This window comes from Streptomyces sp. NPDC058459 (assembly GCF_042721685.1).
Lineage (GTDB): Bacteria > Actinomycetota > Actinomycetes > Streptomycetales > Streptomycetaceae > Streptomyces.
The window spans coordinates 1-10,704 of sequence record NZ_JBHXLV010000218.1 but is presented as its reverse complement, the minus strand read 5'-3'; the positions used below and the strand labels follow the sequence as shown (position 1 = coordinate 10,704).

12 protein-coding genes are annotated in these 10,704 nt (G+C 72.5%); 1 reads left to right on the top strand and 11 read right to left on the bottom strand.

Going from position 1 to position 10,704, the window contains the following annotated elements:
• Positions 1–79: 79 nt before the first annotated feature.
• From ACFWN1_RS28040 to ACFWN1_RS27990, 11 genes are all read right to left on the bottom strand, one after another.
• Entirely contained in the window at positions 80–283 is a 204-nt protein-coding gene (locus ACFWN1_RS28040) for a ferredoxin (protein WP_384367710.1), read from the bottom strand.
• A 6-nt stretch (positions 284–289) separates the two neighbouring features.
• The gene (locus ACFWN1_RS28035; protein ID WP_384367707.1) at positions 290–1,540 is read right to left on the bottom strand and encodes a cytochrome P450; all 1,251 of its coding nucleotides are present in this window, start codon (positions 1,538–1,540) and stop codon (positions 290–292) included.
• 69 nt (positions 1,541–1,609) lie between these two features.
• A complete protein-coding gene (locus ACFWN1_RS28030; protein WP_384367704.1) occupies positions 1,610–2,383 on the bottom strand; it encodes an SDR family NAD(P)-dependent oxidoreductase in 774 nt (257 codons plus the stop codon).
• Positions 2,380–3,813 (bottom strand): FAD-binding oxidoreductase, encoded by a 1,434-nt coding sequence (locus tag ACFWN1_RS28025; protein ID WP_384367701.1) that lies wholly within the window; start codon positions 3,811–3,813, stop codon positions 2,380–2,382. The genes ACFWN1_RS28030 and ACFWN1_RS28025 overlap by 4 nt, the downstream gene beginning before the upstream one ends.
• A gap of 70 nt (positions 3,814–3,883) precedes the next feature.
• The gene (locus ACFWN1_RS28020; RefSeq protein ID WP_384367698.1) at positions 3,884–4,252 is read right to left on the bottom strand and encodes a hypothetical protein; all 369 of its coding nucleotides are present in this window, start codon (positions 4,250–4,252) and stop codon (positions 3,884–3,886) included.
• A gap of 106 nt (positions 4,253–4,358) precedes the next feature.
• Positions 4,359–4,556, bottom strand: a complete 198-nt coding sequence (locus ACFWN1_RS28015) for an acyl-CoA carboxylase subunit epsilon (protein ID WP_384367695.1) — start codon at positions 4,554–4,556, stop codon at positions 4,359–4,361.
• Between the two features lie 17 nt (positions 4,557–4,573).
• Positions 4,574–6,142 (bottom strand): acyl-CoA carboxylase subunit beta, encoded by a 1,569-nt coding sequence (locus ACFWN1_RS28010; RefSeq protein WP_384367692.1) that lies wholly within the window; start codon positions 6,140–6,142, stop codon positions 4,574–4,576.
• On the bottom strand, positions 6,139–6,366 hold the full coding sequence (locus ACFWN1_RS28005) for a DUF6059 family protein (RefSeq protein ID WP_384367689.1): 228 nt from the start codon (positions 6,364–6,366) through the stop codon (positions 6,139–6,141). The genes ACFWN1_RS28010 and ACFWN1_RS28005 overlap by 4 nt, the downstream gene beginning before the upstream one ends.
• 178 nt (positions 6,367–6,544) lie before the next feature.
• The gene (locus ACFWN1_RS28000; protein WP_384367685.1) at positions 6,545–7,426 is read right to left on the bottom strand and encodes a 4'-phosphopantetheinyl transferase family protein; all 882 of its coding nucleotides are present in this window, start codon (positions 7,424–7,426) and stop codon (positions 6,545–6,547) included.
• 19 nt (positions 7,427–7,445) lie between these two features.
• Positions 7,446–9,278 carry an acyl-CoA dehydrogenase gene (locus tag ACFWN1_RS27995; RefSeq protein WP_384367682.1) on the bottom strand — a complete coding sequence of 611 codons (1,833 nt, stop codon included), beginning with the start codon at positions 9,276–9,278 and terminating at the stop codon, positions 7,446–7,448.
• Positions 9,275–10,234, bottom strand: coding sequence for an SRPBCC family protein (locus tag ACFWN1_RS27990; protein WP_384367679.1), 960 nt, complete (start codon positions 10,232–10,234; stop codon positions 9,275–9,277). The genes ACFWN1_RS27995 and ACFWN1_RS27990 overlap by 4 nt, the downstream gene beginning before the upstream one ends.
• A gap of 366 nt (positions 10,235–10,600) precedes the next feature.
• Here ACFWN1_RS27990 and ACFWN1_RS27985 point away from each other — a divergent pair.
• Positions 10,601–10,704, top strand: a 104-nt coding sequence (locus ACFWN1_RS27985) for an S-adenosylmethionine synthetase N-terminal domain-containing protein (protein WP_384367713.1), incomplete at its 3' end; no start/stop codon positions are given.

Genomic DNA, 10,704 nt, shown 5'->3' with positions numbered 1-10,704 from the left:
GGCGCCGCACCGCCCTTGCCCGGCCACCGGTGGGAGCGGACCGGGGTCGTCGTCGGCCCCGGTCCGGACGTCGAGGGGGTCAGGCGCCGTCCGTCTCCGCGATGGCGATGGCCTGCACGGGACACGCGCGCGCGGCTTCGCGGACCAGGTGCTGCCCGGCGCCGTCCTCGCGTCCCGCGATCACGGTGGACAGTCCGTCCTCGTCCTGCTCGAAGACGGCGGGCACGGCCACCACGCACTGGGCCGAGCCGATGCACCGGTCGCTGTCGATGGAGATACGCATGCCGGCCTACCAGGTGACGGGCAGTTCGGTGACGCCCTGCAGTACGAACGGCGCGTTCACACCGATCTCGTCCTCGGGCGCGGCCAGCCGCAGCGTGGGAACGCGTCGCAGCAGGGTGGTCAGGGCGATCTCCATCTCGGCACGCGCGAGGTTCTGGCCGATGCACTGGTGGATGCCGTAACCGAAGCCGACATGGCGGCCGGCCTGGCGGTGGATGTCGAGTTCGTCGGGGTGCTCGAAGTAGTCGGCGTCGTGGTTCATCAGCATCGTGGACAGGACCACTCCGTCGCCGGCCCTGATGAGGTGGCCCTCGATCTGGATGTCCTCCTTGGCCACCCGCATCAGCATGTCGCCGATGGAGGTGTAGCGCATGAACTCGTCGACGGCACGCGGCATCAGCGATTCGTCGGCGCGCAGCGCCGCCAGCTGCTCGGGGTGGGCGAGCAGCGCCATGGTGGACAGCGCGATCATGTTCGACGTGGTCTCGTGCCCGGAGACCAGCAGGACGGTGGCGAGCATCGCCAGTTCGTGCCGGTCGACCTTGCCCTCCTCCAGCTGACGGCTGATCAGCTCGTCCAGCAGGGTGTCACCCGGCTCGTTCTGCTTGCGGGCGATCAGGTCGTCCAGGTAGGCGAGGATCTCGGTGAACGCCTGCTGCGCCTGGGCCGCCTGCTCCGCTCCGGCGGAGGACAGCACGTGCCGCGAGCGCTCGTCGAAGTAGTGGTGGTCCTCGTAGGGGACTCCGAGCAGGGTGCAGATGACGGCGGACGGCATGGGCAGGGCGTATTCGGTGAGCAGGTCGACGGTGATGCCGGGCCCCTTGGCCAGCATCTTGTCGAGAAGCTCGTCGGCGTACCGCTGCATCACCGGGCGCAGTGCGTTGACCTGCCGGACCCCGAAGCTGGGCAGCACCATGCGGCGCTGCCGGGCGTGCACCGGGTCGTCGACCCCGACCAGTGGCGGCGCGGCGGCCTGCTGCCGCTGGGCCTCGATGCGCGGTGCGAGCAGGGGGAACCGGGGATCGAGGACGTCCGAGGACAGCCGCGCGTCCGGGAAGAGCCTGCGGCCGACGTCGTTGCCGGTCACCAGCCAGGCGACCCGCCCGTTCCAGAGGGTGATCCGGGAGATCGGGCCCTTGTCCCGCAGTTCCTCGTAGCCGGGGGGCATGCGGTAGGGGCACCCGCGCTGGATCGGGTAGGCGGGAGCGTCGTCGGCCCCGTCCGCCAGTGTGGTCGGCGTGCCGATGGTGTCAGGCATGGGTTCTCCAGAGTGTGCGGCCGCCGGCGGGGGCGACGGAGGGGCCGGTGGATGCTGGGCGGCAGGCGTTCACAGCCCGCCGGTGATACGCAGGGCCTCGCCGTGGACGTTGCCGTTGGCGGCGGAGCCGAGGAAGACGATGACGCGCGCCACGTCCTCCGGCGTGTTCATCCGGCCGGACGGCAGGCTCTTCGCCTTGTTCTCCAGGAATCGGGGGGAGGCGTGCGCGAGCACGTTCTCGGTGAGGGTCTGGCCGGGGACGACCAGGTTCACCAGGATTCCGGCCGGTCCGAGTTCCCAGGCGAGGCTGCGCACCAGTCCGTACAGGCCGGACTTGGCCGCCCCGTAGGCGCCCGCGCCGACCATCCCGGTGTCCGCGAGGCCCGCGCCGAGCAGGACGATGCGGCTCCAGTCCCGGTCCCGCATCCGGGACAGCGCGGCCTGGACGGTGTGGATGACGGCGTCCAGGGACGTGGTCAGCACCCGTCGCCACTGGGCGGGCGGGACATCCTCGAACGCGGGCATCTCCCGGCCGGGGCGCGGGATGGCGTCGCCCCACTCCATGGCACAGGCCACCAGCACGTCGATGCCGCCCCAGTGCTCGGCGACGGTGGTGACGGCGGCGTGGATCGAGTCCGGGTCGGCGAGGTCGTAGCGGACCACGAGGGCGGTGCCGCCCGTGGCGGCCACCTGCTCGGCCGTCTCCTTCGCGCCCGCTTCGTCGGAGTGGTAGGTGATCGCGACGCGTGCGCCCTCGGCGGCGTAGGCGAGGGCCGTGGCACGGCCGATGCCCCGGGAAGCGCCGGTGACGAGCACCGCCTTGTCCGTCAGATCCGTCTTCATCGTCCTGTCTCCGTGGTTCGGGCGGGCTCGGGGCGGATGCTCTGTGCGTGCCGGAAGAAGTCGCCGGGGTCGTAGTGCCGCTTGACCTGGCGCAGCCGGGGGGCGTTCTCGCCGAAGTGGTCGGCCTCCCAGCCGGGAGCGATCCGGGAGGACGGGAAGTTGATGTAGGAGCCGGTGGCCAGCGGGGCGAGTGCGGCACCGCACCGGTCGGCCCATTCCTGCAGCTCAGCGGGTCCGCGTGCGGCCGCGCCCTTGTCGCGGGTGGCCATCTGGTAGCCCACCAGGAACTGGGCGTCGCGGTGGACGTACGCCGTCTCGGTGCGCGGGACGCGGTTGGCCGCGCCGCCGAGCGCGATGCACAGCAGGTAGCGCTCGGTGTCCAGGTCGGGGTCCCACGCGTCGAGCAGGGTCTGTGCCTCCCGGCGGGTGGCGGGCCGGCCGGTGAGCCGGTAGGCCTGCCTGGTGTAGGGGTGGCGGTGGCCGACGGCCTCGGGGTGGGTGCCGGTGCGGTGGCACTGCTGCACCGTCTTGGAGCCGCACAGCGCCTCGTGCATGACGTCCGCGTAGGGCCCGGGGACGCCGGTCTCGTGGTGCAGGGGCTTGGCGCCGGTGCGCTCGACGAGTTCGTCGAGGGCCCGTTCGAGGGCCGCGGGTGTTCCGAGGTGCACACCCCAGGTCTTCACCACCGGCCGGCCGCCGGGGCCGAACATGCCCGGCAGGACGACCAGGGAGGTACCGAGATCGTCGCTCGCCGCCACTGCCCACGCCTGCCAGGCCGCCAGGACGTCGGCGGCGTCCTCGTACGCCCAGAGGGTCTCGAACGAGGTCAGCCGGGGCGCGTCGACGGGCAGCAGCTCCAGGTCGGTGACGATGCCGAACGTGCCGCCACCGCCACCGCGCAGCGCCCAGAACAGGTCAGGGTGCTCCTCGGCGGAGGCGCGCACCACGCGGCCGTCCGCCAGGACGACCCGGGCGGAGCGGACCCGGTCGCTCGCCACACCGAACCGGCGAGTCTGCCAGCCGAGTCCGCCGCCGGTCAGGAAGCCGCCCTGACCGACGGTCGGGAACGTACCGGTGATGATCTGGCGGCCCAGCGGCTTCAGCCGGTCCAGCGCGTCCAGGGACTGGATGCCGGCCCCGATGCGCACCGTGCCGTCCTGCGCCGTGACGTGGTTCATCCGCGACAGGTCGATCACCAGGCCCTCGCCGGTGGACCATCCGTTGAAGCTGTGGCCGGCGCCTCGGACATGGACGCGTGAGCCGGTGTCCTGGGCGTGGCGGACGCAGGCGAGCACGTCCTCGGTCGAACGGCAGTACGCGACGCCGCGGGGGGCCGCGGTGTCGTACTCGGTGTTCTGCAGCTGCCGGGCGAGGTCGTACCCCGGGTCCGACGGCAGCACCAGCTCACCTTCGAGGCTGTCGCGCAGCATGGTGGGTCCTTCCTCCGTGAGGTACCGGCTCGGGTGGGAGCGGGGTACGTGGATCGGTGCGCCGGGCGGACTACTTGTCGATGCCGAACTTGCGGGCGACGACCCTCGATCCCTCGTGCCCTCGCAGCAGTTCGCCGGTGGGCGAGTAGAAGTTGGCGCCGCCGGTGCCCTCCCAGTGGTCGTCGGAGACGAACTCGCCCTCGACGAAGACGTGTGCCTCACCGACGTGCTTGCCCTCGGGACTGACCGCGAGGATGTGGAAGTTGTAGTGGAAGGAGTCCTTGCCGGTGGACTCCCAGTTGCCGAGTCCTATGTTCTTGGCGTTCACCTGGTAGCAGGTGACGACGCCGTCACCGGCGAAGGACGCCAGTCCGAACACGGACTTGCCGTCGTCCTCGAGTTCCGTCGTCCAGGTTCCGACCAGCCGGGCATCGGTCATGTCGCGTCTCCTGACGTGGTTCTGGTGGTGTGGGTGCCGTCGATACCGTGCCGCCCCGAGCTGGAGCGGTACTCGAACGGCTCTGCAGCGGGCGGCGCCCCGGGGGTCAGCCGGTCTGCCAAGTCCCCGCGCTCGGATGCGGGTTGTGGTGCGGGCGGTGCCAGGCGGTGGCCTGAGGTCCGTCGGGCGCGCCCTCCTCCACGGGGGCGTCGGTGCCCCCGGCCGCCAGGGCGGTGAGCACGGCGGTGAGGGCGGCCAGTTCCTCCGCCGTGGGGTTGCCGCCCGCGATTCGCCAGCAGTTCATCTCCGCCTCCTCCCCGTTCACACCGGCGGGTTACCGTGTTTGCGGGAGGGAAGGCCGGTGTGCTTCGAGCGCAGCATCGCGAGCGCGCCGATCACCGCCGAGCGGGTCTCGGCGGGGTCGATGACGTCGTCCACCAGGCCGCGTTCGGCGGCGTAGTAGGGGTTCATCAGCTCGGACCGGTACTCCTTGATCTTCTGCGCGCGTACGGCTTCGGGGTCGTCGGCCGCGGCGATCTCACGGCGGAAGATCACGTTCGCGGCGCCCTCGGCGCCCATGACGGCGATCTCGTTGCTGGGCCAGGCCAGCGAGATGTCCGCCCCGATGGACCGCGAGTCCATGACGATGTAGGCGCCCCCGTAGGCCTTGCGGAGGATGAGCTGCACCCGCGGGACGGAGGCGTTGCAGTACGCGTACAGCAGCTTGGCGCCGTGCCGGATGATGCCGCCGTGCTCCTGGTCCACGCCCGGCAGGAAGCCGGGAACGTCCACGAGGGTCACGAGGGGGATGGAGAAGGCGTCACAGAACTGCACGAACCGCGCGGCCTTCTCGCTGGCATGGATGTCGAGGACGCCGGCGGAGGCCGAAGGCTGGTTGGCGACCACCCCGGTGACGTGCCCGTCGAGCCGGACCAGCGCGCACACCACGTTGGGCGCCCAGGCCGGCTGTACCTCGAAGTACTCGCCGTCGTCGACCATCTCCTCGATGACGGCCCGTACGTCGTACGCCTGGTTGGCGTTGGCGGGGACGATCTCCCGCAGGGCCGGGGTGGGCCGGCCGGCCGGGTCCTGGGAGGGCTGCCGGGACGCCGTCTGACGGTTGTTGGACGGCAGCAGGGACAGCAGGAAGCGCACGTCCTCCAGGCAGGACGCCTCGTCGTCGTAGGCGAGGGCCGCGACACCGGAGACGGTGGCGTGGACGTCGGCCCCGCCGAGCCCGTTCTGGCTGACCTCCTCACCGGTGACGGCCTTGACGACGTCCGGGCCGGTGATGAACATCTGCGAGGTCTCGCGCACCATGAACACGAAGTCCGTGAGGGCGGGCGAGTAGGCGGCTCCGCCGGCGCAGGGGCCGAGCATCACCGAGATCTGCGGGATGACCCCCGAGGCCCTGGTGTTGCGCTGGAAGATGCCGCCGTAGCCCGCGAGCGCCATGACACCCTCCTGTATCCGGGCGCCCGCGCCGTCGTTGAGGGAGACCAGGGGCGCGCCGGCCGCCAGCGCCAGGTCCATCACCTTGTGGATCTTCGCCGCGTGGGCCTCGCCGAGCGCGCCGCCGAAGATGCGGAAGTCGTGGGCGTAGACGAAGACGGTGCGCCCGTGGACCGTTCCCCAGCCGCTGACCACACCGTCGGTGTAGGGCCGCTTGGCCTCCAGGCCGAACCCGCTCGCGCGGTGGCGACGCAGGGTCTCGATCTCCTGGAAGGAACCCTCGTCCAGGAGCAGGCCGATGCGTTCGCGGGCGGTCAGTTTGCCCTTGGCGTGCTGGCGTGCGGTGGCCTGTTCGCCGGGTCCGGCGACGGCCAGGGTCTTGATCTCGGCGAGTTCGGTGAGCCGGTCCTTGGCCGGACCCTCGATAGCGATGCTCATGCGTTGTCCTTCGGGTGCGACAGCGAGCGTGCCAGGTGCCGTTCGACCGCGCTGAGCGGCAGGTCGGGGCGGACCCGTTCGGGATGCCCCGGTGGGGGCCCGAGCAGGTCCCTGCCCCGGACCGTCTCATCAGCAGGGGGGATGTAGATCCAGAAACAGCCCGCTGCTGCCAGCGAGCGGCCAAATCCGCGCAGGAAGGCAGCGGTTATCGACCAGGCGTCCACGACTCCCCCGTCACCGAGGACGTGCTCGTCAGCAGCGACATGACCGTCCTCCTCAATTCCCGGTATGCGATGTCGGACTCGCCCACGGTCACAGGGGGCGCTCAAAGGTGCTTGGAGACGTGCTTGAGAATCCGGTGGAACGACGGGCTTCGCGTTGCCGTGGGCGGAGCCGGTCCGCTCAGCGGGTGCGCGGAGCGGCTTGAGCGGACGGCGTGCGCGGCGCCAGCAGGCCGGCGACCAGACTCATGGACGCGGCGTCGGCCACGGAGTGCCCGACGTACCAGGGCGTCGCCCCGGGAGCCGGGTGGTAGCGCGCGGCCGTGACCCGGTAGCGCCCGAGCGCACGGTAGGTACCGAACGCCCAGCTGCCCGGCGCCGCCGGGCTGCCGTCGGGGGCGAGCAGGGCACCGTCGTGGCCCGCGGGCAGCTCTCCCTCGACGTCCGGGGGGAAGCCGAACTCGGTGAAGGCCAGCCGCATCCCCTGCCCGAGCGCCTTGGTGTACGCCTCCTTCAGCGTCCACAGCCGCAGCAGGGCGGCTGTGCGTGCGGGGTCGTCCAGGCGATCGAGGAAGGCGCGTTCGGCGGGCGTGCACATGCGCTCGCTCATGACGTCCAGGGCGAGGGTGCGCGAGAGCGGTTCGGTGTCGACGCCGATCCGCCCGCCGCTGCCGACGCCCACCGCGATGAGTTCGCCGGTGTGCGAGAGTCCCACGTCGACCTGGTGCAGCCCGCGCAGGTGGGGGCGGCCGCTGATCGTGTAGGCGAGGTCCAGTTCGGCGGGGTCGGTGCCGAGCGCCGCCGCGGCCGTGTACTTCAGCACCAGCCGCGCGGCGGCGAACCGATGCCGTACGAGGGGATCGGTGGTACGCCGGTAGCGCGGCCAGTCCCGGCCGAGCAGCAGCCGCAGTCGTGGCTCGGTGACGACGGCGCTCAGCCACTCCCCCCACGTGCTGACCACCACCGCGCTGCCCCGCCGGTCCATGGTGTCGCGCACCTCGTCCCACGGCCCGGCCGGGCCGTGCACGTGCAGGGGCGGCGCGATGCGGAGTTCACGCGTCATCCGGTCCGCTCCCCCGGGCTCACGGCACGAGTTCGATGCCGCCGAGGTCGAGGCCGCGTCCGGTGCGCTGACGAAGCAGGAGTTCGTCGAGGACGTCCGTGACGCAGTCCTGGGGTACCTCCGGCAGGGTGAGGCCGAGCCTGCGGCCGAGCCGGGACAGGGCGAGGACGGCCCAGCCGGGATCGGCGAGGAAGGAGTCGTGGCCCTCCCCGCTGTCCCCGCTGTCCCCGCCCTCATGGCCCTCCCGGACGGCCAGCACGGCCGAGGCCGCGGCGACGAGCCCGTAGCGATCGGCCAGGGCGCAGGCCGCCGGACCGGAGAGGGCCGCCCCGGACCGGGCCGGCAGCAGGGCGCACTGGTCGCGCAGCGCGAGGAGTTCGGCCCGGAACAGGTCCGCCATCCGTGCCAGCAGCGCGGTCCGGCCGCCGCCTCGGCCGGGCCGGGCGGATCTTCCGGTGACCCCGGACAGGGCCGCGGCGAGGAAGTCACCGCCGCCGGCGAAGGCCAGGGCCCGGTGATCCAGGGGGGGCAGTTGCCCGTCCGCCCGGAACAGGGCAGCCGGTGGTTCCTCCTCCAGGAACCAGGAGCGCTTCGCCAGGGCCGCCAGCTGGGGCACGATGACCGCCTGGCAGGCGGCCGCGCCGTCCCGTCCCAGACCGGCGGCCGGCAGGTCACGCACCAGTTTCCCGAGGACCGCGTGCAGGAGGGCGTCGCCGGGCCGGCTGTGCGCGGCGAGCACAGAGGACAGCTCTTCGAGCGCGTCCATGAGCAGGACGGGCACGGTGTAGGTGGCGGCGACCGTGGGCACATGGGCGCGGTCGGGCAGCGCTCCGGCCGCTCGAAGGCACACGGTGGTCAGGGCGTCGCAGACGAGCAGATCGGCGAAGACCCCGGCGAGCGGGCGGTGCCAGCGTCGGGCGGGCGGGCCGCAGCGCCCTCGGGTGGCGGCTCCCACGGCGTGCCGCAGGACGGGGTCGGCACCCGCGGTCATGGCACCCGCGACCAGGCTCCGGTTGACCTGGTTCATGCGGAGCGCCAGCGTGGCGCCGTCCCCGGGGCCGCCCACGAGGGCGTCGTCGGGAACGGGGCAGTCGGCGAACCGCAGGCCGGAGAAGACGGCCGCACGCATTCCGTCGGTCTCCACGCGCGCCAGCCGGCGCAGCCGTCCGGCGGGGAGCCGCGCGGGGTCGACCAGGAGCACGGAGTGGGTACGGGGGCCGGTGGCGGCGGTACGGGCGTGCACGACGTAGACATCGGCCCGCGCCGCGTCGATGACGAGTGACCTGCCTCCGTCGAGCAGCATGCCGGTGCCGGCGGGGTCGCGCCGGGCGGTGACCTCCTCCCGCCGGACCCCGCCGGCCGGGGCCAGGCCGGGATGCACCACGGTGGCCCGCCCCCCGCCCAGCAGGAGTCGCGCCATGACGTGCTGCTGTTCCGGGGTGCCGGCTGCCCAGACCGCTGAGGCGGCGAACAGCGAGGTGACACCCGCGTCGAAGCCGAGGGCCACGTCGCGCCGGAACACCGGCCGCAGGATGTTCATGAGGAGGTCGGCCCGGGTGAGGGTGCCGCCGTGGGCAGCGGGGACGAACGCGGCGGCCAGCCCGGCCTCGGCGAGCAGCCGTCGGGTGGCTTCGGCGGGCCGGCCGAGCTGTGCGGCGGTGGTGAACGCGGCGAATCCGTGCGGGTTGAGCGGGTCGTGGGGGGCGCCGAGCAGACGGTCGAGGTGGGCGGCCCGGCGCAGTGCGCCGGCCGGGTCGTACGCCGCCGTCGTCCCGCTCCCGCTCCCGCTGCCACCGGCGGCACGCCGGGTGGTGATCGGCGGGTCGGTACGCCTCCCCGTGGTCACGTTCACGACTCTTCCACCGCGCCGAGTCCGATCGCGTCGGCGGCGTCTTCCGCGTGGCGGCGCGCGAGGGCGAGGAGCGTGGCGCTGTCCCGGCCGATGGCCTCGCGCACGTGCCGGCGGGCTTCGGCCAGGCCGGCGTCCGCGCCCAGGACCTGCGCGACGCCCTGCTCGCTCAGCACCACCCGGTGCCGGACGCGCATCGTGACTCCTGTCGGATCGGGCTCGAGACACCATTCGCCGGCCTGGCCGGCGATCAGCGGGGGCGGGGCGGTGACTTTGTAGACGATGAGCCCGGCGCCGGGGAAGCAGAGCCGGACGGCCCGGCCGGCCGCGCCGCTCCCGGCGGTGTGGCCGTGGACGAGTTGCACGCCGGGTACGTCCTCGCTCAGGCGGACTCCCGTGACGCCGGGATCACCGCCGGACCAGGCGCCGGAGCGGTACAGGAAGCCGTAGAGCAGCTCGGCGGGTGCGTCCAGCCGGATCTGGTCGTCGACGGTGACGACCAGGTCGTCCAGGACGGTCCAGCGTTCGGTGAGGTCCTTCAGGTCGGCCAGGTGCCGCCGGATGTTGGCATCGCCGATCGACGGGGCCGGGAGCCTGTGGTCCGCCGTCGAGAACTCGCGGTCGAGTGTCAACAGGGAGGCTCCGTGCGGCAACTGCTCGACACGCCAGATGCCGCGCATGCCCTTCACGGTCTCCGGACCCGTCTCGCGGTGGAACTCGATCCGTCGTGCGCCGGGATCGAGCGTGCGTCGCGTGATCCACGACTCGACCCTGTCACCGTTCAGGGTCCACATACCCAGACGCTGTTCGTGGCCGTTCAGGTCCAGGGGCTCGACGTGCACGTTCGGGGCGAAGAACAGCGGCCAGCGTTCGGCGTCGGCGATGAACCCGTAGACGACACCGGCGGGGGCGGCCACCTCGATCCGGTGTGATGTCCGGTGTACGGCCGGTGCGGGCATCGGCGTTCACCTCCTTCTTCTCGCCTTTTGGCGAGTGTGCGGGCGACCGCTCGAGGTCCGGTGGACGGGGACTGGAGCGGCGCCGGTGGCCCGGCCGCTCCGCAAGGTGGCGTCGGCCCCTCCGCGGCCCGCCGCGCAGGTGAGGTGCGGGGCCCGGGTGGCGCGGGGTCCGCCGGCGCCGTCCGCCGCAAGCGGTCCACGAGCCGGCCTCGACCGGACCCCTGCCCTCCGTGCCGCGGTATCCGACCGCCGGGGTCCGGTCCAGCTACCCTCCACCCGCGCTCGGCGCGGGTGGGGTCGAATCGGATGCGTAAAGGTCCCGGGAATCCGGGGCGGGCGACCGACTCGAAACCGAAGGAATACGCCATGGGGCTTCTGTTCACCTCGGAGTCCGTGACCGAAGGTCACCCCGACAAGATCGCTGACCAGATCAGCGACACCATTCTCGACGCGTTGCTGCGTGAGGACCC